The organism is Pseudomonas pisciculturae (genome assembly GCF_015461805.1).
GTDB classification, from domain to species: domain Bacteria; phylum Pseudomonadota; class Gammaproteobacteria; order Pseudomonadales; family Pseudomonadaceae; genus Aquipseudomonas; species Aquipseudomonas pisciculturae.
Window position 1 is genome coordinate 626,851 of the sequence record NZ_JACVZE010000003.1, and the last position, 24,046, is coordinate 650,896.

The following is a 24,046-nucleotide window of genomic DNA, read 5'->3' on the forward strand; positions in this document are numbered from 1 at the left end:
CTAATAGAACAATGATGCTGCAAATGCTTGAGGAGGTCGCCGAGGCGCTGGGTGAGGAGTTACGCAGCCGGGTCGCCTTTGTCGGCGGGTGCACCACGGTGTTGCTCATCACCGACGAATACACCCTGGAGTCGATTCGTGGAACAGATGATGTGGACTTGGTCATTCATCTGACGGGGACAACAGACTGGTATCGGTTGGAAGAAAATCTGAAGCCCAGAGGGTTCAAGAACACCGGTCAGGACTCAATCACTTGCCGACTGCGCCTTGGCGCCCTGAAAGTCGACTTCATGCCCACTGACGAAAAAGTACTGGGTTTTTCTAATACCTGGTTCGTCTCCGGTCTGGAAAATGCCATCGACTACACGCTGCCAAATGGAGTACCGATCAAAGTATTCGCAGCACCCTGGTTTCTCGCAGCAAAACTTCAGGCGTATCAGGGCCGTGGATGCGGCGACGTACTGATGTCCAACGACATTGAGGACATCGTCGCTTTGCTGGACGGCCGGGAAGAGCTTATCGAAGAAGTGAAACAGGCACCTGTCGAACTGCGGCGCTTCGTGAGTGAGCAATTTTCGGCCTTGCTGAGGTTATCGGCGTTCCAAGACGTCATTCAAAGCACCGCCCAGAACGCCGATCGAGAGGCGTTGCTGCACGACAGACTGCGGGCATTGATTGGGTTCGGAGCGCTCTCTTGATCTTGCGCGCAAGCCTCAGCCAACAAGGCATCGGCAGGACAGAAAACCGCGATGCCAGCGGGTCGGCACACAATGCAGGCGCTTACCTGTATGTGATCACCGACGGTTCCTCAAGATCGGGTAGCGGCGAGTTGGCGCAAGCCCTTACTGATCATATGCTTGAGTGTTTTTCCCAGGCCGCGCCTCCTGTTGTGTGTAGCCCTGACAAGGCATTGAAGCTGGCGCTTGCCGCGCTGGAAGAAGCACATTCCAACCTTTGCCCAGACTTCCCTTTTGCCTCTACCAGCTACCTCGCCTTACTGGTCGTTGGCTGCACCACCATCACTATTCACGCGGGTGACTGTTGCCTAGGGTATCTGGGAAAAGAACAGCGCATGGTCTGGCTAACCCCTCCTCACTGTGGACCCAACTGGCAAGGTGACCTGAGCCACGCATTCATCGCCCGCAGCCCGCACCGCAAGCAACTGCTCAATTGCATGAGCCGTCGACGGCCTCATGAGCCAGCCGTTCAATTCATAAAGACCGGGCCGGACACGACGTGGGTTTTGGCAACGGACGGCTTTTGGGCCGAACTGTCAGCCGAACACCAGCTCAAGGCCATCTCAACGCAAACCCTTGAAGGCTGCCCAACGAAAGACGACGCCACCTTCATGGTAGTGCAGACCTAAAAGCCGCCCTCACGCATTGTCCGGACTAAATCGAGAGCAGCCAGACAAGTGACCACCTACCAGTCATAGGTCAGGCTCGACACGGCCGTGCGCCCTTCGCCGAAGTAGCAATCCAGGTCGCTGGTGCATTGTGATACGTAGGTTTTATTGGTGAGGTTCTGCACATTCAGCGCCAGCTTCACGCCTTTGAGTTTAAGCGGCGAGCGGCTCAGGTCGTAGCTCAGGCTGGCGTCGTAGACGCTGTAGGACGGCACGGTAAAGGCACCTTCGTAGTAATCGCCCAGGCTTTGGCGGGCGTAGCGAACGCCCAGGCCAGCGCCGAGACCGGCCAACGGGGTGTCGCCGAGTATGGTGTAGTTGACCCACATCGATGCGGTGAGCGGCGAGATACCGGCAGGGTGGCGGCCTTCGCGGCCGTCGTTGTCCTTGGTGTACTTGATGTCGTTGCGCGAGGCCGAGGCGATGATGTCCCAGGCATCGCTCAGGGCCGCCTTGGCTTCCAGCTCTACGCCGCGCGAGCGCATGGCGCCGCTTTGGGTGCTGTACAGGGGATTTTGTGGGTTGGTGGTCAGCACGTTTTCCTGGTCGAGCTGGTAGACCGACACCTGCACAAAACTCTTCTGGCCCGGCGGTTGGTACTTCACGCCGACTTCATATTGGTTGCCGGTAGAGGGCTCGAACGGCTTGTCGTTGGCGTCAGTGCCGGTTAGCGGCAAGAAGGATTCGGAGTAGCTCACAAACGGCGCCAGGCCGTTGTCAAACAGGTACACCAGGCCTGCGCGGCCGGTGAAGGCTTCGTCCTTGCTGGCGAAGCGGGTGTCTTGCACCGGGTCTTTGTTCACAACGCTGGCCCAGTCATAGCGCCCACCGAGCACCAAGGCCCATTTGTCCAGTTTGATCTGGTCCTGCACGTACAGCCCGGTCTGGCTCAGGGTGCGGTCCCAGCGAGCAACCGGGCCGAAGTTCAGGCGCTGGCCATAGACCGGGTTGAACAAGTCGATCAATGGCGGACTGTTATCCCGGCGCCCGCTGAACAGCGAGCCGGAGTGGTAGTAATCCAGGCCGACGATGACGGTATGAGACAGCGCGCCGGTATCGAATTCGGCCTGGGCGATGTTGTCCACGCCAAACACTTTGTTGTTCTGCTTCCAGTCCACCCCGAAGCGCTCCTGATAGCGCTGATCCATAGCGCCAGTGACAGGGTTGGCGGCAAACCTGTAGCCGTGCAAAGGCGCGATGTAGTGGTCATCGACCTCGGCATAACGGGCGTTTTGCTTGAGGGTCCAGGTGTCGTTGAGACGATGGGAAATCTCGTAACCCAGTACGTATTGCTCACGGTTGTACCGGTTGACGCCCGGCTCGCCAATAAACAGGTCGCGCTTGATCTTGCCATTGGGGTTGGCCCATAGCGTGCCGGAGGCTGGCAGGCCCTGGGCCTCGGGCACGCCTTTGTCTCTCTGGTACTGCGCGAAGAGGGTCACGCTGGTGTCATCGTTGGGTCGCCACGTGAGGCTTGGGGCGATGAATTGGCGTTTGTTTTCGACGTAGTTGATTTCATCCTGCCCGTCGTTGGCCAGGCCGGTCAGGCGATAAAGAAACTGCCCTTGCTCATCCAGCGGGCCACTCAAGTCGATGGCCGCGCTTTTGTGCTCGTAGGTACCGGCTTCCAGTACCACTTGGTGTATTGGGGTTTCACTGGGGCGCTTGCTCACCATGCTGACGATGCCACCCGGCTGGTTCTGCCCGTACAGTACCGAGGCTGGGCCCTTGAGCACTTCGATGCGCTCCAGGGAGTACGGCTCGATCTGCAACGCACCACCGGTGCTGCCGCCACCGTAGGGCAGGTGCAAACCGTCGAGATACAGCGGTGTAGGCGAGAAACCGCGCGAGGTCGGCTCATCGAACAATTTAACCCGATCGGCAAAACCGCCAGCCGCCATGCCAGGCGTGTAAAGCAGCGCTTGGGTGACGCTCTGGGCGCCCCGCGCCTTGATCTCAGCCGCGGTGATCACGTTGATGGTCTGGGGGATTTCAACCAGCGCTGAATCAGTCTTGCTTCCCGATGCGCTGCGGGTGGCGACGATGCCGTCCACCGGGCCCCAAGCGCTTTCCTGGTTTTGCTGGCCGCTGATTTGTGTGGCACCGAGCTGCACTGCGTCGCCCTGCGCAAGCGACTGCAACGACCACCCACCCTGGGACTGCATGGCAGCCAACCCGCTGCCTGCCAACAGCCGCTCCAACCCCGCGCCCACCGCATAACGCCCTTGCAGGCCGGCACTGCGCTTGCCTTCGGTGAGCGTGGCGTCTACCGACAACAAGATGCCCGAGGCGCTGGCGAAGCGGTTCAACGCTTGGTCCAGGCTGCTCGCCGGGATGTTGTAGGTGCGGACTGCTTCGGCGCTTTGTTCAGCATGAACCAGGGTCGGCACCAACGGCACCGTCGCCAGCAGGCCGACAAACAGGCCACGGCGCAGTGCGCGGGCCAAGGGTTGGATTGGGTGGTGCGGCATTGCAGGACTCCCCGTGAGATCGCTTCTTGATTGGCTTTCAAGAGGTATCCCGAGCGGGGTGCAAAAACCGACAAGTTTTTTAGAAATTTTTTTCAGGCCCGCGCCTTGATCGTTACCCAGTAGGGCGTCACTGCCTGCACGTGCACCGGCAGTGAGCGCTCCAGGGCATTGAGGATGGCGTCGGTATCGTTCAGCGGAAACACCCCCGTCAGCAACAAACCGGACACGGCCTGATCACAGCGCAACAGCCCCGGACGATAACGGCTCAGTTGTGCGACGAACTCGCCCAGCGGCTGACGCTCGGCGATCAGCCGGTGCTCGGTCCAACTGCTGGCATTGGCGCCTGCTGCCGGCAGCGCTGAGCTTTGGCGTGGGTTGAACCACAGGCTGTCACCGGCGTTCATCTGCACCGCTGCGCCCTGTACCGGGGTGACGCGCACGCGGCCTTCGTACAGGTCGACGCGGCTGCCATCGGGTAACTCGCGTACGGCAAAGCGGGTGCCCAGCGCCTGTACATCGCCAGCCGGGGTTTCAACGATAAGCGGGCGCAGTGGGTCGTGGCCGCTGGTGAGCAGGATCTCGCCACGGATCAGGCGAATACGTCGTTCACTGGCGCTGAAACGCAGGTCTACAGCGCTGTCGCTGTTGAGGTCCAGGCGCGTGCCGTCGCTGAGGGTGACGTGGCGGATCTCGCCGGTGGCGGTGCGCTGCTCGGCAAACGCCGCTTGCCAGGGCTCGCTGCGCTGCGCCAGGTAGCCACTGCCGCCGGCAAGCAACAGCACGCCGAGCAACTTGAGGGCAGCGCGGCGCTGGGTGTCGGGGCTGTCGCGCAACACGGCGCGGGCGCTGTCGGCGGGCACACCACCGAGGGTTTGCTGCAAGTGTTGTAAGCGTTGCCAAGCGCGACGGTGCTCCGGGTCAGCGGCCTGCCACTGGGCAAACGCCTGGCGTTGCTCACCGTGCAGGTCGCCGCCCCATTGCAGCATGAGCCATTCGCTCGCCTGCTCGACCACGGCCGGGGCGATGGGCGCGTCGTGTCTCATTCTTCGAAGGCCACTTGGTAGCAGGCGACGATGGCACGGGTCATGTACTTCTGCACCGAACTGACAGTGACGCCCAGACGCTCGGCAATCTGCGCATAGGTCAGCCCTTCGAATTGCGACAACATAAAGGCGCGGCGCACGTTGTCGGGCATGCGGTCGAGCATGGCGTCGATCTGCATCAGGGTTTCGAGGATCAGCGCACGGGTTTCCAGTGACGGCGACTCGGGCTCCGGCAGGTGCGCGATGCTTTCCAGGTAGGCGCGCTCGATACGCAGGCGCCGCCACTGGTCAATCACCAGGTTGCGGGCGATCTGCGCCAAATAGCTGCGGCTTTCCTTGTCACCGGGGAAACGGCCGGATACCAGCAGGCGCAGGAACGTGTCCTGAGCCACATCGGCGGCGTGCTCGCGGTCGCCCAGGCGCTTGCGCAGCCAGCCTTGCAGCCAGCCGTGATGGTCGCGGTACAGGAGGTGAAGCTGTTGCTGGCCGTCAGTCGCGGTGTCCATGAAAAGCTCAGATACACTATTGAGAGCAATTATCATTACACCTTATTTCGCGACTGACAAAACTCTTTGTGTATCAGTGCGCGGCGGCTTGCAGCGGATACACCGACTCCCAACCCCCGCCCAACGCTTTGTAGAGGCCAACCATGGCCAGGGAAACGCCGGTGGAACTCTCCACCCACTGTTCCTGCGTCGCCAACAGCGCACCTTGCACAGTCAGTACGTTGACGAAATCCACCACGCCCTCCACGTACTGGTGTTGCGCCGTCGCCAAGGCAATCTGGTTCTGGCGCACGGCTTCGGCGAGGCTGTCGCGGCGCAGTTGGCTGGCGTTGTAGCGGCTCAGCTGATCGTCGATTTCATGCCAGGCGCGCAGCACGGTTTGCTGGTACGCCAGCGCCGCTTCCTGTTGCTGGGCTTCGCGCAGGTTCAACATGCCTTTGAGGCGCCCGCCATTGAACAGCGGCAGGCTCAACTGCGGGCCGAAGGCAAAAGCGCGGGAGCCCCACGAGCCGAAATCCGACAATTGCATGGCCTGTGAGCCCAGGCTGCCCGACAGGGTGATGCTCGGGTAGAAATCGCCCTTGGCCACGCCGATATTGGCCGTGGCTGCATGCAAGCGGGCCTCAGCCTGGCGGATATCCGGACGCCGCTCGGCCAGCTCCGATGGCAGGCCAATGGCGACCTGGCGCTGGGTTTGCGGCACGGCGGCGTCCTTGGACAACTGCGCATGCAGCGCTTGCGGCGGTTCGCCCATCAACAGGCTCAGGGCGTTGATCAACTGGTCCTGGCGCTGTTGCAGGTCCGGCAGGCGCGCTTCGATGGCGGCGACTTGAGCGGCGGCTTCGGCCACGTCCAGGTCGGTCGCCACGCCGTCGGCCAGGCGCAGTTGCGAGAGCTTGAGGCTATGGCGAGCAACGTCAAGGTTTTGCTCGGTGACGGCGCGGGTGTTCTGCACACCGCGCAGTTGGATGTAGTTTTGGGCGGTCTCCGCGAGCACCGACAGCAGCACGGCGCGGCGGTCGTTTTCGGCGACTTGCAAGGTAGCGTCGGCGGCTTCGGTTTCGCGTTTGACGCGGCCCCAGAAGTCCAGCTCCCAGGAAGCGGAAAAACCTGCGTCCCACTGGTTGAACGCCGCACGGCCGTTTTCGCCGGACGGGTCGCTGAGGCCTTTGGCGCTGTTACGTTTGCGCTGGTAAGCGCCGGTGGCATCAACGTTGGGATAGCGCTCGGCGGTGGTCACCTGGCGTACGGCGCGGCTTTGTTGCAGACGGCTGCTGGCCAGTTTCAGGTCGAGGTTATCGCTGAGCGCGCGGCGTGTGAGGGCCGACAGTTGCTCGTCGTGGAACACATCCCACCAACGCTCTTGCAAGGGGTCGCTGACGGCGCGGCTGTCAGCCTGTCGCCCCTGGGGTTCACTCCATTGCGTCACGTTCGGGCTTTGGGGTTTCTGGAAGTCTGGGCCAACGGTGCAGGCGCTCAGGCTGATGAGGCTCAAGGTGAGCCAGGCAACTCGCTTCATTGCTGGGCCACCTCGCGTTGCTTCGCCACCGGCTGGGTGTCGACGCTCGCTTCTACCGACATGCCGACCCGCAGGCGCTCGGTGAGTGCCTGGTTGGGCTCAAGCACGATCTTCACCGGAATGCGCTGCACCACCTTGGTGAAGTTGCCGGTGGCGTTGTCGGGTTTGACCGACGCAAAGGTCACGCCGGTTGCGGGCGCCAGGCTTTCCAGGTGGCCGTTGAGTAACTCGCCGTCGAGGCTATCGACCCGCACCTGCACCGCTTGGCCGGCGTGCATGTGGGACAACTGGGTCTCCTGGAAATTAGCCACCACGTAGGCCTCCTCCAGCGGCACCACCGCCAGGATCTTGCTGCCCGGCGTCACATAGGCGCCGACCCGCACTGCACGCTCGCCCACCATGCCATCCACGGGCGCAACGATGCGCGTGTACGACAGCTGATAACTGGCCAGTTCCAGTGCGGCCTGGGCGCGCTTGAGCCCACCTTCGGCGGCGTCGCGCTGGGCGGTGAGGATCTCTACCTGCTTGCGCTCGGCCGCCAACACCGCCGTGGCGTTGGCCAGGCGCGCGGTGGCCTGGTCGATGCGGGTCTTGGCTTGCTGGGCGTTTTGCACGGTGCCCGCGCCGACACCGGCGAGGTGGTTGTAGCGGTTGAGTTCGTGTGCGGCGAAGGCCATTTCGGCGCGGTCTGCGGCGACGGTGGCCTGGGCCTGGGCGATCACCGAGCTTTGGCGCTCCAGGGTGGCGGTGGCGTTTTTCAACTGGGCTTGGGCGACCAAAGTGTCGGCGTCGGCGGCCTGGGCGGCTGCGCGGAAATCGCGGTCGTCGATCAGCGCCAGCAATTGCCCGGCTTTGACGCGCTGGTTGTCTTCCACCAGCACCTCTTTGATAAAGCCGGCCACACGCGGCGCCACCAGGGTGAAGTCGGCGGCGACGAAGGCGTCGTTGGTGCTCTGGCGCTTGTTGCCGAGCACGCCCGGCGCGACCAGATACACCAGCATGCCGACGGCGAATACGGCGATAACGGAGACGGCAATTTTGTCTTTGCGTTTCATGGGACAGTCCTTAATCAAGTCGGTGCGCGGGGTGGAAAGATCCGCGTGGGCATCCAGAAAATCAGCAGGATCAACGCCACCGCGACCGCGGCCATGACGTAGTAGAGATCCGAAGAAGTCAGCACCACGGCCTGCTCGTGCAGGCGGTGCGCCAGGCCCGGCGCGTCGCCGTCGGCCAGGGGCGAGTTGCCCAGGCCGTCGACCAACATGGTCGAGTGAAAGTGCAGGCGCTGGGTGGTCAGCGTGTCGATAACACCGGTGGCGATCACGGCGGCCAAGCCTTTGACGGTGTTGAACCAGGCGGAGGCGAACGGGCCGTCCATGGGTTGGATGCTGCCGGTGGAGAGCATCAGCAACGGCAGCACCGCCATGGGTTGCCCGAAAATTTGCAGCAGGTACAGGCCATAGAAATCGTCGCGAATCCATTCGGACGTCAGGTGCGAACTGCCAACGCAGCACAGCACCAACATGCCCAGGCCAATGCCCAGCACCCAGCGGCAATCAACCCAGCGCAGGTTGCACAGCGCCGCCACCAACGGCAGCGCGATCAACTGCGGCAACGCCATCAGCAGCATCACCGGCGCGGTTTGCAGCGGGCGATAACCTTGGACTTGGGCGAGGAAGCTGGAGGGGATGATGATCACCGAGGTCAGCACCATCAGCACGCCCGCCAGCACGATCAGCGCAAACGAGAGGTTGCGCAGGCCGAGCATCTGCAACTTGAAGAAGGGCATCGGGTGCGACCATTCATTGAGCATGAACAGCACCAGCAGCACCGTACCGCCGCAGAGCAGGAAGGTGATCAGGCCCGACTCGAACCAGTCCAGCCGGTTGCCTTGCAGGATGCCGATCACCAGCATGCAGATCGCCGGGAAGCCCAGCAGCAGGCCGCGCCAGTTGAACTGCTTGAAGCGTTCCAGGCGCAGCGGATCCTGGGGCAAGCCGTAGGCCACTGCGGCCATTGCCAGCAGGCACGGGCCGACGATTTGCCAGAACGCCCATTGCCAGCCGACGTATTCGGTCCACAACGCCGCCAGCGGCGTGCCCAGGCTCGGCCCGAAGGTGGCAGTGAGCGCGTAGCCCGCCAGGCCGTACAGCTTGACGTTGGCCGGCAGGAAGCGCAGCGCCACGGTCATCAACATCGGCGGCAACGCACCACCAGCCAGGCCTTGCACGGTGCGCAAAACCAGCAGGCTTTCGTAGTTCGGGGCGAACGGGCACAGGATGCCCAGCACGGTGAACAGGCCGATCGCCCACAGGGTGAAGCGGCGCAGGGAAAAAGTCACCGAGCACCAGGGCGCAAACGCCATGGCCGATACGGAGGTGGCGGTGTAGGCAGCGACCAGCCAGGTGCCTTCGTCGAAGCCGATATACAGCGCACCCCGGATGTCGGCGAGGGCGACTTTGGTGACCATCTCATTGAGGCCGGAGACCAGCACCGCGAGCAATACACCGACCAGGCCGATGATGATGCGTGGGCCGAAGACGGGTGGGCTGGCAGCAACGGGTTTGGCTGCGGCCGCAAGGGTGGGGGCAGCGAGGGAAGTCATGAACGGATAACTCGGGATGGTAAATAGCCGAGCAGTTTAATCAGGCTAACTCATGACAAAAAGTTACATGTCAGCAGGTTATAAGTGCACGGGACGCACGCTTGAGATCACCATGAACACCTGTGGGGGGCTTGCCCCCGATTGCGGTTTATCAGACACAGATTTTCTCACTGACCCACTGCTATCGGGGGCAAGCCCCCTCCCACATTTTGACCCGGTATACCTCAGGAATCAGGTGGGCTGGGCTTCCACCCATGTGGCATGGCAGCTCTCGCGCATGGTTTCGCGCAGCCATTTATGCGCGGGGTCTTTGTCGAAACGCGGGTGCCAGGATTGCGCCAAGACCAGCGTCGGTAGCGAGATCGGCAACGGGAATGCGCGCAACGGCAGTTTCAGGCGATTGGCGCTGTAGAGCGCTTCTTTGGGCACCGGCAGGATCAAGTCGGAATCGGGCAACATGAACATCGCACCATGGAAACCCGGCGCGATCATTGCCACGCGGCGCTCCAACCCTTGGGCATTCAGCGCGGTGTCGATCGGCCCACGGGCGATGCCGCGCCGCGAAATACTGATGTGGGAATAACTGGCAAAACGCGCTGCGGTGATTTCTTCATCGAACAGCGGGTGGTCTAGCCGGGCCAAGCCGACGAAGGTGGTGGAAAACAGGTTTTGCACCTTCACTTCGGGGCTGTTAGGCATGGTGTTGCTGACCCGCAGATCCAGCCGCCCCTCGCGCAACGCTTCGTCATCGGTGTCGCCTTCGGGTACAAAGCACAGCTCGCACAGCGGTGCCATGCGCTCCATGGTGTCGAACAACCGCCCGCCATAGACGCCGATGAAGAAGTCATTGGCACGCACGCTGAAACGTCGGCGCAAGGTGCTCAAGTCCACCTCATCCGCCGAGCGGAACACCAGCGCCGCCTGCTCCACCACGCTGCGCACCTGGGCTTGCAGCTGCAAAGCCTTGGGCGTCGGCACCAGGCCGCGACCGGCGCGTACAAGGATGGGGTCGCCCACCGCCTCGCGGATTCGCGTGAGGGTGCGGCTCATGGCAGCGGGGCTGAGATTCATGCGGCGCGCGGCGCCGACCACACTGCCCTCGTCGAGCAAGGCGTCGAGGGCGACCAGCAGGTTCATGTCCGGTAGTTGCATGCCAAGCACTCGTGATCAGTGGGGAGTGAACTTGGCGCAATCGTAGCAGGTGTTTAGCGCTGCATGCCCCAACGCTTCACGGTGAGGCGCTCGAAGGTGTCGAACACCAGATTCTCCACCAGCAGGCCGATCAGGATCACCACCGCCAACCCGGCAAACACTTTGTCGGTGTACAGCTCGTTGCGGTTTTGGAAGATGTACCAGCCCAGACCGCCCTTGCCGCTGGTGGCACCGAACACCAGCTCGGCGGCGATCAGCGTGCGCCAGGCGAATGCCCAGCCAATCTTGAGGCCAGCCAGGATTGACGGCAGCGCCGCCGGGATCAGGATAAACAGCACAAAACGCATACCCTTCAGGCCGTAGTTGCGACCGGCCATGCGCAGGGTTTCGGACACGCCGAGAAAGCCTGAATAGGTATTGAGCGCCAGCGCCCACAGCACTGAATGCACCAGCACGAAGATCAGGCTGTTTTGCCCCAGCCCAAACCACAGCAGCGCCAGCGGCAGCAACGCGATGGCCGGCAGCGGGTTGAACATCGAGGTCAGGGTGCTGAGCAGGTCGCGGCCCAACTGCGTCGATACGGCCAGGGTGGTCAGGGCAAACGCCAGCACGATGCCGATCAGATAACCCTTGATCAGCACTACCAGCGAGATGCTCACCTTGCTCAGCAATTCGCCGCTGAGCAGGCCGTCATAGAGCGCATGGGATGTCTGCAGGAAGCTGGGCAGCAGCAGGTCATTGTTCTGGTAGCGTGCGACGGCTTCCCAGAGGATCGCGAGCACAATCAGGATCAAGCCCTTGCGCAGCCAGCCTTGTTGCCACAGGCGTTGGCGCAGGGGCAGTTCGCGTTCCACCGGGACGCTGAGCAGGGGTTGCAACGTGACTTCATATTCCTGGCGCATGGGCAGCCCCTTTAGTAAGCGATGCGGATATCGGCGAAACCCAGCTCAGGTTCCGCTTCGGTGGCTTCATCGAACAACAGGCGATGAATCCGCCGCGCCGAGTTTTGAAACTCCACACCACCGAGGCTGTGCAGGTCGTATTGATGGCTGTGAATTTCCGCCCGCACACGCCCCGGATGAGGCGACAGCAACAGGATGCGATTGCCCACCACCAGCGCTTCTTCGATGGAGTGGGTGACGAACAACAGCGTGAAGCGCACCTCTTCCCAGAGCAGCAGCAATTCTTCCTGCATCTTGCGCCGGGTCAGGGCGTCGAGGGCGGCGAAGGGCTCGTCCATCAGCAGGATTTTCGGTTGCATGGCCAGGGCGCGGGCGATGGCGACGCGGGCTTTCATACCGCCGGAAAGGGTATGCGGGTAAGCATCAGCGAAGGCGCTGAGACCGACCTTTTCGAGGTAGTGCAGCGCACGTTCTTCGGCTTCGGCACGCTTCAGGGTTTTGGAGGCGAGCAGCGGGAACATCACGTTCTGTTTAACGGTTTTCCACGGCGGTAACTGGTCGAATTCCTGGAACACCACGATGCGGTCCGGGCCCGGTTGCTCGACTTTTTGCCCGAGCAGGCGGATCTCGCCTTCGCAGGGTTTGATAAACCCGGCGATGGACTTGAGTAACGTGGACTTGCCGCAGCCCGACGGGCCGAGCAGCACGTAGCGGTCGGCCGGGTCGATCTCGAAACTGACCTGGTGCGTGGCCCGCACCACCCGCTCAGGGGTGCGGTATTCCAGGCTGACGTTATCCACCGCCAGCAACGGGGCGATGGTGTGCAGGTTGCTGGCCTCGTGGCCTTGCAAGGGCGCGTTCATCTCAACTTCCTTGCAGGGGCTTGGCGTCCTGGAAGAAGTAGTCCTTCCACGATTGCGGCTTGTTCTTGATCGCGCCGACGCGGTAGAGGAATTCCGCCAGCGGGTAGGTGTTTTTCGGCGTGACGCTGAATTCGAACTGCGGGTTGTCGATGATTTTGAGCAGCTCGGCGCGGTCGATCTTGGCCTTGGTGACGCGAATGTAGGTGTCGGCGGCTGCGCCTTTGTCGTTCTGGGCGAACTGCGCGGCTTCAGTCAGCGCTTCCACGAAAGCCTTGTAGGTTTTTGGGTTGTCGTTGCGGAATTTTTCGGTGGCGAACAGTACGGTCGGCGAGTTCGGGCCGAGCAGGTCGTAGGTGTTGAGCACGACGTGCACGTTGGGGTTGGCCAAGGCCTGGTCCTGGAACGGTGGGTTGGAGAAGTGCCCGGTCAGTTCGGTGCCGCCAGCGATCAGTGCCGCCGTGGCGTCGGGGTGCGGAACGGCGACGGTGTACTTGTCGAGGCGGTTGAACTCCTTGTCGCCCCACTGTTTGGCCGCGGCGTATTGCAGGAAACGCGACTGCACCGAAACGCCTACCGCCGGCACCGCGATGCGGTCTTTTTCGGTGAAGTCGGCGATGGTCTTGACCTTGGGGTTGTTGCTCACCAGGTAGTACGGAAAGTTGCCCAGGGAGGCGACCGCCTTGACGTTCTGCTTGCCGTGGGTGCGGTCCCAGATGGTCAGTAGTGGGCCGACGCCGGCGCCGGCGATATCGATGGAGCCGGACAGCAACGCGTCGTTGACCGCCGCACCTCCAGACAGTTGGGTCCAGTCGACCTTGATGTCGATGCCTTCCTGCTTGCCGTATTTCTCGATCAGGTTCTGGTCGCGAACGACGTTAAGCAACAGGTAGACGATGCCGAACTGCTCGGCGATGCGAATCTCGCCTTCGGCTTGGGCAACGGCCGGTGCAACGAGGCTGCCGGCCAACAAGCTGACACCCAGGCCGACGGTAGCGGCCAAGCGTGCAAATGGAATTTTCCTGGACATGGTCATGCTCCGAATCAGAAAGGCGCGTCGCCCTGGATGGTGGTGCGAAAGAGTTTGCGGCGCAGGTAGCTGGGGCAGCCGGCGGCGAGGTGGATCAGCGAGCGGTTGTCCCAGAACACCAGGTCGTGGGGCTGCCATTGGTGGCGGTAGATGTTTTGCTCCAGCACGCTGTGAGCGTAGAGCTGAGCGAGCAGGTCGCGGCTTTCGTCTTCGGGCAGGCCGACGATACGGGTGGTGAAGCCTTCGCTGACAAACAAGGCCTTGCGGCCGTTTTCCGGATGGGTGCGCACGATGGGGTGCACCACTTCGGAGACTTGTGCAAGCTGTTCGGGGGTCAGCGTCGGGCGCCAGTTACCTTCAAATTTGGTCTCGCTGTAGCGCGCGGTGTAGGAATGCGCGGCACTGCGGCCTTCGACGGCTTGGCGCAGATGCTCAGGCAGTTGGTCCCAGGCTTTGTGCATGTCGGCGAACAAGGTGTCGCCGCCTTCGGAGGGTAGCTCCTGGGCATGGAGCATTGAGCCCAGGCTGGGCAATTCTTTGTAGGACAGGTCCGAATGCCAGAACTTGCCCGCGTCCCCCAGGCCGATGGATTGGCCGTTGTCGATGATGTTGGAGACGATCAGGATTTCCGGATGGTTAGCCAGCAGGAACTGTTTGAGTACGTGGATCTGTAGCACACCAAAGCGGCGGCTGAAGGCGATCTGTTGCTCGGGGGTAATGCGTTGGTCGCGGAACACCACGACGTGGTGATCGAGGTGCGCGCGGTGGATGCGGGCGAAATCTTCGTCGTTGACCGGGCGAGACAAGTCCAAGCCAATGATCTCGGCGCCGACACTGCCGGGCAATGGACGGATCTCGAACGTTTGGGCGGTAGGGGTCGCTGTTGGAACAGTAGAGGTGGCGGACATGAGGTCACTCCCGGTCAGACAGGGTAGTGACTTTATAGGTATAAGAACGGCATTTTAAATACCGTTAGTGAATATCGATAGACATGAATGTAAGACGCCGGAAAAGCGCAATGTGGGCACCAGAACCACCGTGTTGAAACGCTTACAAGCCGAAACTGTGCCCGTTTGACAAGCTTATAGGCAGCCTCTAGTGTGCATTGGATCCAATTAGCCACCCCATACTAATAAGGAGGATAGCGTAACCGTGACGCAGAAGCCGACCCCTTTGAACAGCATCAAGATCAGCGGCCCCATTCCCGCCCATCTCGCTCGCTCCGTAATTGAAGAAACCTTGCGCAATGCAATCCTCGATGGCCGATTGCCCTGTGGCACAGCCATGCGCCAACAGGAGCTGGCCAGCCTGTTTGGGGTCAGCCGCATGCCGGTGCGCGAGGCCTTGCGCCAGCTGGAGGCTCAGTCACTGCTGCATGTGGTGACGCACAAGGGCGCGGTGGTCGCGCCATTGATCGAGGACAATTCGGCAGAGACCTACGGGCTGCGGATGTTGCTGGAGTCTGAAGCGTTGCGATTGTCGATGCCCTTGCTCACCGAAACGGATATTACCGAAGCGGGCGCTTTGATCGACGCTCTGGAACAGGAAAAAGACTACACCGAGATTGGTCGCCTGAACCGTCTGTTCCACATGACCCTTTACAGCAAGGCCCCTAACCAGCGCTTACTCAAGTTAGTGGAGCACGGGCTGAACGAGGAGGAGCGTTTTTTGCGTTTCAACCTTGAGGCGATGGGCCTGGGTGAGACCTCTCAGGAAGATCACCGTGAATTACTGAACCTGGTGGCACAAAAGAAAACCGAGCAGAGCATCCTGACCCTGCGCAATCACTTGATGCGAGGGATGGATGTCATCACAACCTACCTCAGTGGCCTGGAAGCCACCGGTAAGAAAAACGTTTAATCCAGTTATTGTTCACCTTGCGCCCTAAAGTATTGCGGGGCCCGCTATTCATTATGAAAGCGCCCCGCACGAAGAAACTTCCCACCGCGGCCAAAGAAACTTGCTGACAGTTAATATTATTTAGAAAAACATCCAATACATTCATACCCTCGCCAAACTGTTTAACCCGACTATTATCTTGCGCTACTAAACCAGCGAGCTCACTTCATTGCGCAACTACCGCGCATGAGCTCGTTCGCGCTCTCAATCGGGTTACAACGACTTATTGTTCTTGCCGATCATAAACGCCCATCGCTGCGCTTACAGCAGACGCAATAACTTATAGGCATCGACCATGCACCAAACGCTACTTGAACAAAAGCAACTACAACTATGTAACCACCCGTTATTTACTGAAATAACTTCAATAGAAAAGTTACAACTATTTATGGAAAGTCATGTATTCGCTGTTTGGGACTTCATGACCCTCGCCAAACGCCTGCAACAAGACCTGACCTGCACACAGCTTCCCTGGCTGCCTCCCGCCGACCCGCAGGCTGCACGGCTGATCAACGAAATCGTGCTGGGTGAAGAATCCGACGAGCACCCCCTACAAGGCTATTGCAGCCACTTCGAGCTGTACCTTGAGGCTATGACCGAAATAGGCGCCAGCACCTGCGCAATCAATCGATTTATTGGGTTGCAACGCCAAGACCTGCACGCGAACGCAGCCTTGAAAGATATTGCTGCGCCCCCCGGCGTAGCCCGTTTTGTCAGCGATACGCTGAACATTGCGCTGAACGCTCCTACCCACTGCGTGGCCGCCGCTTTTTTGCACGGCCGCGAACATGTCATCCCGGCGATGTTCGAGCGCATCCTGCAATCTGAGGCGTTTATCCAGCACCAAGGCCCCCTGTTATGCGGCTATCTCAAACGCCACATCGAATTGGACACCCAGGGTCACGGGCCGGCAGCGCAATTGTTGCTTGAGCGTTTGGTCAGCGTAGAGCCGGCCTACCCACGACAGGCTCACGACTGCGCCTTGGGCGCGGTGGAAAGTCGCCTTACGCTCTGGGATCAGGTGCGCGCCGCCCTGCACGAGGTGCGCCCATGAATATCGCGCAGTACCAGACCATTGCCGACGACTGGGAGCGACGTGCAACTATCCGCACACGTCCTCGCCGCTTGCTGGAAAACGATGACAGGCTGATCTACCCGCTGTGCCGCCAGCCGTTGGTGCTCAGCGCGACCTTTCTGGAACAGTGTCCGCAGTGCCGCGACTTCGTGCTGTTGCAAAGCTTCTACAAGTTCATCAGCGACGTGGTGATTTTCGAAACCGAGATCGTCGACAAGACCGCACGCAGTATTGCCAAGAATCGTTTCTCGCTGCCCTTCCCCCTCGCCTGCCGTTATGACGCCATGACCGTCGTCGTGGACGAGGATTACCACGCGTTGGTCGCATTGGACTTCCTGCAGCAGACCGTGGCGATGACCGGTATCCAACCGCTCGACCTGCCTACGCAAATCGAGCTGAGTCGAGCATTGCCGGCGGCACAGGCGCAGGTTCCTCCCCACCTGCGCGATGCGATCGAGTTGATCGGTGTTGCCATTGCCGAAAACACGGTGACGCAGGATGTAGCCGCGTTTTCAAAAGATGAGAGTGTCAAAGCCTCCATCCGGGGCTTGATGGCCGACCACCTGTTTGATGAAGGCCGTCACGCGCAATTCTGGACACGACTGGTGCGCCTTTATTGGCAGACTGCGCCCTCGACTGACCGCGATAGCATCGCTCAAGCACTGCCGACGTTTCTTGCGCATTACCTGACCAATGACCTGCAGAAAAACTTCGACCTGCACCTGATCGAACACCTGGATATCAGCGCGAATTTGCGTCGCGCATTGAGCGATGAAGTGACGGCATTGGCGTTCCCCATTTCTCGTCAGCATCCATTGCTGGCCAATATCCTGGGTTTTCTGCAACACAGCGGGTTGCTGCAAACGGCGAGCGTGGCGCAAGCGCTGAGTGCCTACCTGCCAGTGGCGGGGAGAACGGCATGAGGCGCCTGACCATCGGATGGAGCGGTACCAGCGACGCTATAAAGGCCATCCGGCAGGTGCTGGAGCAGTACGGGCATGCCTCTGGCGAGGACGCCATCGATCTATGGATTGAAGACGGTAGCCAACCGCTGGTGACTGACCCCGAGCAAGCCCCAGGAATAAGCGTGCGACTGGGCGTGGGCCCCGTGTCTGGCAGCGGCCTACCGGCTCTGCAACTACGCGCTTATGATCAATGCCGACGCTTGTATGCCGTGTTGGACATCGCCGAAGAACCTAGTGGGAATGGCCAGCGCCTGCGTCGGCGAGCCACAACGACGCTGGTGGAATGGGTGGCATTGCACGTCAGTGGCTTCGCGCGCGACCCCAGCTTTTTCACGACGGGGGCGATAGCCAATGAATGGCCCGAGAGGGGCTTGAGCGCACTTGAAGGGCTGGCGTTCCTGCATCGATTCAACCGCACGGTAAACCCTGCATTGATGCAGGAAGCCCAACTGCCAGTGATCGAACGATTGCAGGCAAGCCTGCACACCTTCGCTGAGCGCCCCGCGCTGAACATTGATGGCCATGAGCTGACCTATGATCAACTTCGGGTGTTTGCCCTGGCGATTCAGGCACGGTTACATCCGCTGCTCACCTTTGGCGAAACACCACCGGTGATTGGCGTGTACCTGGAAAAATCCATCGAGTTGTACGCAAGTATTCTCGCGGTGCTGGGCTGTGGTGCGGTGTATCTGCCACTGGAATCGGGCCACCCTCCTCAGCGCCATCAGGCGATGCTTGAAAGCGCCGGGGCCCGTGTGCTGCTGGATACTGGCCAGCACCCTTTGCGGGCGCATTTCAGCTCCCTGGATGTCAGCACTGTGAACTCGCGCGAGGCCGATATCACCCACCCGCTGATGCGCCATCGCCCCAGCCCTGACGCGCCGTGCCTGGCACTCTATACCTCGGGCAGCACCGGACAGCCCAAGGGTGTCATGCTCAGTCAGGGTAATCTGGCGCATTTCACGGCCTGGTACCGAAGCTGCATGGCGCTGGATGAACAGGGCCGTGTCCTGCAATTTTCGTCGTTGAGTTTTGACGCGTCGCTGATCGATATTTTCCCTGCTCTGATAGCGGGCGCCACGTTGATCGTTCCTAACGAGGCGCAACGGCATGATCCTCGGCAACTGCTGGACCTGCTGCACCGCCAGCGTGTCACCCACGCGTTTATTCCACCCGCACTGCTCAGCATCCTGCCGCTGGATCAACCACTGGGCCTGACGCACCTGCTGACCGGTGGTGATGTGTGCGAGCCCCCTGTGATCGAGCGGCTTGCAACACAGTGCCGGTTTCATAACCTCTACGGCCCCACGGAAGCCACGGTGTTGGTCACCCATCGGGAGCTGCGCTCCAGTGACAGCAATCGCCTCCTTGGCCAGCCCATTGCCAATAGCCGGGTATTGATTCTCGATGAGGATTTGCAACCGGTCGATGAAGAGGTGATGGGCGAGATGTACATCGCCGGTCCTGGCGTGAGCCTGGGGTATATCAACGCGCCAACGACGGGTTTTAGCCCCTTCGTCGAGCTCGCCCTACCTGGCGGCGAGACCTTGCGGGCTTTGCGCAGCGGTGACTTGGCACAATGGACCACCGATGGAATTTTGCTGGGTGGGCGCCGCGATGATCAGGTAAAAATCCGTGGCTTTCGCGTCGAACCTCAGGAAATTGAACACTGTCTTCGTAGCAGTCGGTTTTATCGTCAGGTAGCGGTGGTGGTGGACGGCGAATGCCGAATTCGCTGCTTTGTCAGCCAAGCCGAACCAGGCGCCACATTGACGGCATTGCAACAGCATGCGCAGCAGTCTTTACCCCGCTACATGCAACCGGGTTACTGGGTCGATCTGCCCAACATGCCTTTGTCCAATAACGGCAAGGTCGATCGGCAAGCGTTGCTCGCAGTGCCCCTTCGGCCCACCTTGCAGGCGACTCACAACAGCACACAAACGCCGCTTCAAGCGCGATTGAAGAGTCTATGGGGCGAGCTGCTAGGGCTGACCGTTGGCGAAGTGTCGATCGATGAGAGCTTCTTCGACCTTGGCGGCCATTCGATCTTGTTGTCGATCTTGTTGCTGCGCGTTCGTGAGCAATTTGGTCGCAGTTTTGCGCTGAGCCGTTTCATTGAAGTGCCGACGATTCGTACGCTCGCCACCCTGATTGAAAACAGTGAGCTTGTCGGCGCGCCGTCCACCCAAGCCATACAAGACGCTGAGCGCGAATGGGTGGTCAAGATGCTGCCCAAGAGCTGCGCGGGCGACCCGCAAAAATTGATCGTGACGGGAGCCAACAGCTTTGTCGGCGTTCATATCGTCGAAGCGCTGCTGGCCAACGGTGCAACCGCAGTCGCGTGCCTGGTACGCGAAGCACCGGGTGAATCTGCGATGACACGCTTTACCCAGGCATTGCGCGAATACCAACTGGAGCATCTGGACTTGAGCCGGGTGCAGGTATTCGCCGCTGACATTAGTCTGGCGCGCCTGGGTTTGGCCAGAGACGTGTATGACTACCTCGCCGAAGATTTTGGCGTGCTGATACATAACGCGGCACGGGTCAACCATGTGCTGGACTACACATCACTGGCCAAGGATAACGTCGATCCCGTCCTTGAGTGCCTGAGGCTGTGCGAGAGCCGCCGCAAGAAGGTTCTCAATTTCGTCTCGACATTGTCGGCCTCAAGCAGCGTCGACTCCTTGGGCAATGTCCTCGAAGCCCCGGCCGCAGCCACGTTGCCGCTGTACATCAAGAATGGCTACAACCTGTCCAAGTGGGTTGCCGAAAGGTGGTTGGGGCGGGCGGTTGAGCAAGGTGCATGGGTGAACATTTATCGCCCCGGCAATATCAGCTTCAACAGTCACAGCGGCGTGTGCCAGCCGCAGAAAAACCGCCTGATGCTGATGCTCAAGGGCTCCCTGCAGTTGGGCCTGGTTCCTCGACTGAATATGAACTTCGATTTGATGCCGGTGGACTTCCTGGCGCGCTTCATTGCGTTTCATGGCGTTGATTTTCACGCTGATCGACACGTGTTCAACCTGCACAATCCAACCCCCTTGAGCTGGGAACATTACCTGGACGCGTTCAGCCGGGCAGGCCAACGGTTTGAGCGGGTAAGCGTTGCACATTGGCAGCGGGCGCTGCGAACGGTGGACCAGAACAACGCGCTGTTTGGCGTGCTCGGGTTTTACCTTGATCACTTGGATGAGGACATTGGAGACACGACGATGGTCCGTCATGACAACGCACGACACGGCGTTCATGCGATGGGGGAGCAGTATCCCGAAAAAGACCCGCAGTTGTTAGACAAAGGCTGTGCTTACCTCAAGACCATCAGCTTTCTTTGAATCGCCCCAGGACCCCTTATGAAATCGCTGCAGCCCGATACGTTAATCCGCAATCCCAACGGTGCTCCAATCATTGCCACTGTGGCAGTCAACTGCTCTGCCGCCCGACTGTGGCAACTCGTGGGTCAGTTCGCTGCGTTTGATGCGTTCATCCCTGAGATATCGCACACCGAAATGACCGGAGCCGGTGTGGGCGCTCTGCGTACAAAACATTTTCATGATGGGCATCGTGTAGTGGAGCAACTCAATAGCCGGGATGACCACGCCATGCAAATGACGTGGACCACGATCTACAACTCCCTGGGCATAGCCAGGTTGTGGGCGGCAATCCGTGTAGAAGCGCTGGACGTTGAGTGCTCAAGAGTGACCTGGACCATCATTGCCGAGCCAGAGGATGTGACACAGGTGGGGTTTGAGCAGTTTGTACAGGGCTTTGCCAATAGCGCGCTGGAGAATGCAAGCCGGTTGCTTGGCTGAAGGGCAGAGGCGAACTCATTCGCCTCTGCCCAGCCTGCTTCAGGATTAGATCTTGAAGCTGTCGACCAATTGCTTCAAACGATTGGCCTGCTGCGACAGTGCATCACAGTCCTTCAACGTTTCATTGAGGTTGGTCACGCCTTGCTGATTCAGCAGATTGATCTGGTTGATATCAACGTTGAGGGTTTCCACCACGGCGGTCTGCTCCTCGGTGGCGGCAGCGACAGACTGGTTCATCCCATCGATCTCGACGATTCGCTGCGTCACGCTGACCAAACGCTCACCCGCCTGGTTGGCGACCTGCACACTTTCTTCGCTGGAGGCTTGGCTGGCATTCATGGTGGTCACCGCTTCACGCGAGCCCACTTGCAACGAGGTGATCATCTTGTGGATCTCTTCGGCAGACTCCTGGGTGCGGTGAGCCAGGTTACGTACCTCATCGGCGACTACTGCAAACCCACGCCCGGCCTCACCAGCGCGTGCGGCTTCGATCGCGGCGTTGAGTGCCAGCAGGTTGGTTTGCTGGGAAATACCTTTGATCACGTCGAGGATGTGGCCGATGTTATCGGTGCTCGCGTTCAAGGTTTCGATCTGGGTGCAGGACAAGCTGATCTTCTGCGACAGCGCCGACATGGCCAGGATGGTTTGCTCCACCACTTTACGCCCATCGTCCGCCTGCTCGCTCGCGCCGCTGGCATGCTGCGATGCATCGGCAGCGTTACGTGCGATTTCCTGGGTGGCGGCGCCAAGCTCGTTGATCGCTGCAGCCACGCTGTTGGTGCGCGCGCTTTGTTCGTCGGAGCCGATGATCGAGGCATTGGACGAGGCCATTACACGCTGGGACAGGTCATGCACCTGGCGAGTAGCGGAAGATACTTCGGAGATCGAGGCATGGATGCGCTCCACGAACTGATTGAAGGCACTGCCGACTTCGCCGAATTCGTCCTTGCTGGTGACTGCCAGGCGACGAGTCAGGTCGCCTTCGCCTTGCGCAATGTCTTGCATGGCGACCCCCATGGTCGTCAACGGGCGCAGCAGCACTTGGATCAACAGGCTCAAGAGCACTGCAATCGCGACCACGGCAATCAACATGGCGATTAAAGCGGAAGTGCGAAATTTACCCAGCGGTGCGTAGGCTTTGTCTTTATCGATCGACAGGCCTATGTACCAATCTGCACCGGGCAAACCGGTAATCGGGGTAAATGACAGGATGCGGTCTTGGCCGTTAAGGACGACGTCCTGGCTGACCTTTTCGATGCGTACCGGGGTGCCGGGGTAGATGTCCTTGAGGTTCTTCATCACCTGGTCCTGGTCAGGACTGACGATGACCTGGCCATCGCTGCTGACCAGAAACGCATGGCCAATACCGCCGAAGTCTACCGAATTGATGATCTTCACCAGGGTCTGCAGGCTCAGGTCTCCACCGACCACGCCGAGCAATTCACCGTTCTTCTTCACCGGCATAGCGATGGTCACGATCTGCCCACCGACTGCGGCCATGTAAGGCGGTGTGAGCATGGGTTTGTCGGCGGCCACGGCTTGCTTGTACCAAGGGCGCTGGCGAGGGTCGTAGCCGTCGGGCATTTTTGCGTCTGGACGCTGAGTGAACACGCCGTTGGTTTGGCCCACATAGGTGAACTGGAAGTTCGAGGTGAATGCCGGCTGGTCGACCAAGCCAGCGAGGTCAGCATTGCTGCCCTGATGGGCGATGTTTTGCGTGAGGCTTTCGAGTACCAAGATTCGGCCACTGAGCCAGTTTTGCACGCTGCTGGCGGTGAGCTCACCCGATTGCTCGATGGATGACTCCAAGTTCTGTTTGATGGTACTGCGCTGCAGATAGTCGTTGTACAGCGTGAATAACGCGAAGGCTAAAACCACGACGCCTGACGCAGCCAACAGAATTTTATGACTGAACTTTAGATTCATTTCATCGACTTCTTTTTGCCAAAGGGGGGTTAGCGTGCCGGGTGGTACAGTCCCTAGAGCGGGATAAGCAGCTTTTTGCAGCCGCTCTATTTCGGTGCACGCATGGCTCGTCAGGCTTTCGGCCAAGCCGGAACAAAACTGAGTTTTTTGTAGGATTTATCTTTGTTTTGCGTGGGAAACCGACCGGCGGTTGTCATACAAGAAAGAGAGCCGCAACGGTTTCTAACCCGAAACATTGCCACTGAGTACTGAAGCTCGGGCGCTATCGCTAAAGCTATTGGAAGACATCGCCCGCATGTCTGTAAGGATTGAAGTCTCTCGTAGCCACTGTCGAGAAAAGTCATAGGTGCCACTTCGCTGCCCACAACAATGGGCATCGGCATGCTGCCGATCACTGACTCTGGGCACCTAAACGACAAAACCCCTGTTTGCGTTAGCAAACAGGGGTTTCGGAATTCAATCTTGACGATGACCTACTCTCACATGGGGAAACCCCACACTACCATCGGCGATGCATCGTTTCACTGCTGAGTTCGGGATGGGATCAGGTGGTTCCAATGCTCTATGGTCGTCAAGAAATTCTGTGTACCGGCGCGTTGCACTAGCAACGTGCCGATGGAATTCATGGACTTCTACAAAAACAAAACCCCTGTTTGCGTTAGCAAACAGGGGTTTCGGAATTTAATCTTGACGATGACCTACTCTCACATGGGGAAACCCCACACTACCATCGGCGATGCATCGTTTCACTGCTGAGTTCGGGATGGGATCAGGTGGTTCCAATGCTCTATGGTCGTCAAGAAATTCGGGTACTGAGTCGTGACCAGTTGGCCTCGCTTCAGCAAATTGGGTATGTGATAGCTTTCGGTGTTTTGTGAG

19 protein-coding genes and 2 rRNA genes are annotated in these 24,046 nt (G+C 59.9%); 7 read left to right on the forward strand and 14 right to left on the reverse strand.

Annotated elements, in window-relative coordinates:
- The first annotated feature begins 11 nt into the window (after positions 1–11).
- Together ICY20_RS11765 and ICY20_RS11770 are read left to right on the forward strand one after the other, a co-directional pair.
- Positions 12–698 carry a hypothetical protein gene (locus tag ICY20_RS11765; RefSeq protein WP_159962952.1) on the forward strand — a complete coding sequence of 229 codons (687 nt, stop codon included), beginning with the start codon at positions 12–14 and terminating at the stop codon, positions 696–698.
- Entirely contained in the window at positions 695–1,366 is a 672-nt protein-coding gene (locus ICY20_RS11770) for a protein phosphatase 2C domain-containing protein (protein WP_194937551.1), read from the forward strand. Before ICY20_RS11765 ends, ICY20_RS11770 begins: the two co-directional genes overlap by 4 nt.
- A 56-nt stretch (positions 1,367–1,422) precedes the next feature.
- Here the strand turns inward: ICY20_RS11770 and ICY20_RS11775 are convergent, their stop codons facing one another.
- The 11 genes from ICY20_RS11775 to ICY20_RS11825 form a co-directional block, all read right to left on the reverse strand.
- Complete coding sequence (locus ICY20_RS11775) at positions 1,423–3,876, reverse strand: TonB-dependent siderophore receptor (protein WP_194937552.1); 2,454 nt, start codon at positions 3,874–3,876, stop codon at positions 1,423–1,425.
- A gap of 92 nt (positions 3,877–3,968) precedes the next feature.
- A complete protein-coding gene (locus ICY20_RS11780) occupies positions 3,969–4,919 on the reverse strand; it encodes a FecR domain-containing protein (RefSeq protein WP_194937554.1) in 951 nt (316 codons plus the stop codon).
- Positions 4,916–5,425 (reverse strand): sigma-70 family RNA polymerase sigma factor, encoded by a 510-nt coding sequence (locus tag ICY20_RS11785; RefSeq protein ID WP_122489315.1) that lies wholly within the window; start codon positions 5,423–5,425, stop codon positions 4,916–4,918. Before ICY20_RS11785 ends, ICY20_RS11780 begins: the two co-directional genes overlap by 4 nt.
- 73 nt (positions 5,426–5,498) lie before the next feature.
- The gene (locus ICY20_RS11790; protein WP_194937556.1) at positions 5,499–6,944 is read right to left on the reverse strand and encodes an efflux transporter outer membrane subunit; all 1,446 of its coding nucleotides are present in this window, start codon (positions 6,942–6,944) and stop codon (positions 5,499–5,501) included.
- Positions 6,941–7,999: an HlyD family secretion protein gene (locus ICY20_RS11795; protein WP_194937558.1), complete on the reverse strand. Its 1,059-nt coding sequence runs from the start codon at positions 7,997–7,999 to the stop codon at positions 6,941–6,943. Before ICY20_RS11795 ends, ICY20_RS11790 begins: the two co-directional genes overlap by 4 nt.
- Positions 8,000–8,013: 14 nt before the next feature.
- Positions 8,014–9,549 (reverse strand): MFS transporter, encoded by a 1,536-nt coding sequence (locus ICY20_RS11800; protein ID WP_194937559.1) that lies wholly within the window; start codon positions 9,547–9,549, stop codon positions 8,014–8,016.
- Between the two features lie 231 nt (positions 9,550–9,780).
- Positions 9,781–10,701, reverse strand: a complete 921-nt coding sequence (locus ICY20_RS11805; RefSeq protein ID WP_194937560.1) for a LysR family transcriptional regulator — start codon at positions 10,699–10,701, stop codon at positions 9,781–9,783.
- Positions 10,702–10,754: 53 nt separating this feature from the next.
- Entirely contained in the window at positions 10,755–11,603 is an 849-nt protein-coding gene (locus tag ICY20_RS11810) for an ABC transporter permease (protein ID WP_159962960.1), read from the reverse strand.
- Between the two features lie 11 nt (positions 11,604–11,614).
- Positions 11,615–12,466 (reverse strand): ABC transporter ATP-binding protein, encoded by an 852-nt coding sequence (locus ICY20_RS11815; protein ID WP_159962961.1) that lies wholly within the window; start codon positions 12,464–12,466, stop codon positions 11,615–11,617.
- 1 nt (position 12,467) lies between these two features.
- Entirely contained in the window at positions 12,468–13,493 is a 1,026-nt protein-coding gene (locus ICY20_RS11820; protein ID WP_159962962.1) for an ABC transporter substrate-binding protein, read from the reverse strand.
- A 14-nt stretch (positions 13,494–13,507) separates the two neighbouring features.
- Complete coding sequence (locus ICY20_RS11825; RefSeq protein WP_194937561.1) at positions 13,508–14,401, reverse strand: TauD/TfdA dioxygenase family protein; 894 nt, start codon at positions 14,399–14,401, stop codon at positions 13,508–13,510.
- Between the two features lie 244 nt (positions 14,402–14,645).
- Between ICY20_RS11825 and ICY20_RS11830 the strand changes: the two genes are divergently transcribed.
- The 5 genes from ICY20_RS11830 (at position 14,646) to ICY20_RS11850 (ending at position 21,241) form a co-directional block, all read left to right on the forward strand.
- Positions 14,646–15,353, forward strand: coding sequence for a GntR family transcriptional regulator (locus ICY20_RS11830; protein WP_194937563.1), 708 nt, complete (start codon positions 14,646–14,648; stop codon positions 15,351–15,353).
- 334 nt (positions 15,354–15,687) lie between these two features.
- A complete protein-coding gene (locus ICY20_RS11835) occupies positions 15,688–16,446 on the forward strand; it encodes a DUF3050 domain-containing protein (protein ID WP_194937565.1) in 759 nt (252 codons plus the stop codon).
- Entirely contained in the window at positions 16,443–17,390 is a 948-nt protein-coding gene (locus tag ICY20_RS11840; RefSeq protein ID WP_194937566.1) for a diiron oxygenase, read from the forward strand. The genes ICY20_RS11835 and ICY20_RS11840 overlap by 4 nt, the downstream gene beginning before the upstream one ends.
- Positions 17,387–20,764, forward strand: coding sequence for an amino acid adenylation domain-containing protein (locus tag ICY20_RS11845; protein WP_194937567.1), 3,378 nt, complete (start codon positions 17,387–17,389; stop codon positions 20,762–20,764). Before ICY20_RS11840 ends, ICY20_RS11845 begins: the two co-directional genes overlap by 4 nt.
- Before the next feature lie 18 nt (positions 20,765–20,782).
- On the forward strand, positions 20,783–21,241 hold the full coding sequence (locus ICY20_RS11850) for an SRPBCC family protein (protein WP_159962968.1): 459 nt from the start codon (positions 20,783–20,785) through the stop codon (positions 21,239–21,241).
- 45 nt (positions 21,242–21,286) lie between these two features.
- Here ICY20_RS11850 and ICY20_RS11855 read toward each other — a convergent pair whose 3' ends face one another.
- From ICY20_RS11855 to rrf (ICY20_RS11865), 3 genes are all read right to left on the reverse strand, one after another.
- Entirely contained in the window at positions 21,287–23,167 is a 1,881-nt protein-coding gene (locus tag ICY20_RS11855; RefSeq protein WP_159962969.1) for a methyl-accepting chemotaxis protein, read from the reverse strand.
- Positions 23,168–23,627: 460 nt separating this feature from the next.
- A 5S ribosomal RNA gene (gene rrf / locus ICY20_RS11860) occupies positions 23,628–23,743 on the reverse strand.
- Between the two features lie 109 nt (positions 23,744–23,852).
- Positions 23,853–23,968 (reverse strand): 5S ribosomal RNA (gene rrf / locus ICY20_RS11865).
- Positions 23,969–24,046 lie beyond the last annotated feature (78 nt).

What these genes read in the sequence shown, in the direction of transcription:
- ICY20_RS11805 (WP_194937560.1), bottom strand. Translation starts at nt 10,701, where the DNA reads ATGCAACTACCGGACATGAACCTGCTGGTCGCCCTCGACGCCTTGCTC.
- ICY20_RS11815 (WP_159962961.1), bottom strand. Translation starts at nt 12,466, where the DNA reads ATGAACGCGCCCTTGCAAGGCCACGAGGCCAGCAACCTGCACACCATC.
- ICY20_RS11835 (WP_194937565.1), top strand. Translation starts at nt 15,688, where the DNA reads ATGCACCAAACGCTACTTGAACAAAAGCAACTACAACTATGTAACCAC.
- ICY20_RS11825 (WP_194937561.1), bottom strand. Translation starts at nt 14,401, where the DNA reads ATGTCCGCCACCTCTACTGTTCCAACAGCGACCCCTACCGCCCAAACG.
- ICY20_RS11765 (WP_159962952.1), top strand. Translation starts at nt 12, where the DNA reads ATGATGCTGCAAATGCTTGAGGAGGTCGCCGAGGCGCTGGGTGAGGAG.
- ICY20_RS11845 (WP_194937567.1), top strand. Translation starts at nt 17,387, where the DNA reads ATGAGGCGCCTGACCATCGGATGGAGCGGTACCAGCGACGCTATAAAG.
- ICY20_RS11795 (WP_194937558.1), bottom strand. Translation starts at nt 7,999, where the DNA reads ATGAAACGCAAAGACAAAATTGCCGTCTCCGTTATCGCCGTATTCGCC.
- ICY20_RS11785 (WP_122489315.1), bottom strand. Translation starts at nt 5,425, where the DNA reads ATGGACACCGCGACTGACGGCCAGCAACAGCTTCACCTCCTGTACCGC.
- ICY20_RS11800 (WP_194937559.1), bottom strand. Translation starts at nt 9,549, where the DNA reads ATGACTTCCCTCGCTGCCCCCACCCTTGCGGCCGCAGCCAAACCCGTT.
- ICY20_RS11780 (WP_194937554.1), bottom strand. Translation starts at nt 4,919, where the DNA reads ATGAGACACGACGCGCCCATCGCCCCGGCCGTGGTCGAGCAGGCGAGC.
- ICY20_RS11840 (WP_194937566.1), top strand. Translation starts at nt 16,443, where the DNA reads ATGAATATCGCGCAGTACCAGACCATTGCCGACGACTGGGAGCGACGT.
- ICY20_RS11820 (WP_159962962.1), bottom strand. Translation starts at nt 13,493, where the DNA reads ATGTCCAGGAAAATTCCATTTGCACGCTTGGCCGCTACCGTCGGCCTG.
- ICY20_RS11855 (WP_159962969.1), bottom strand. Translation starts at nt 23,167, where the DNA reads ATGAATCTAAAGTTCAGTCATAAAATTCTGTTGGCTGCGTCAGGCGTC.
- ICY20_RS11775 (WP_194937552.1), bottom strand. Translation starts at nt 3,876, where the DNA reads ATGCCGCACCACCCAATCCAACCCTTGGCCCGCGCACTGCGCCGTGGC.
- ICY20_RS11810 (WP_159962960.1), bottom strand. Translation starts at nt 11,603, where the DNA reads ATGCGCCAGGAATATGAAGTCACGTTGCAACCCCTGCTCAGCGTCCCG.
- ICY20_RS11850 (WP_159962968.1), top strand. Translation starts at nt 20,783, where the DNA reads ATGAAATCGCTGCAGCCCGATACGTTAATCCGCAATCCCAACGGTGCT.
- ICY20_RS11790 (WP_194937556.1), bottom strand. Translation starts at nt 6,944, where the DNA reads ATGAAGCGAGTTGCCTGGCTCACCTTGAGCCTCATCAGCCTGAGCGCC.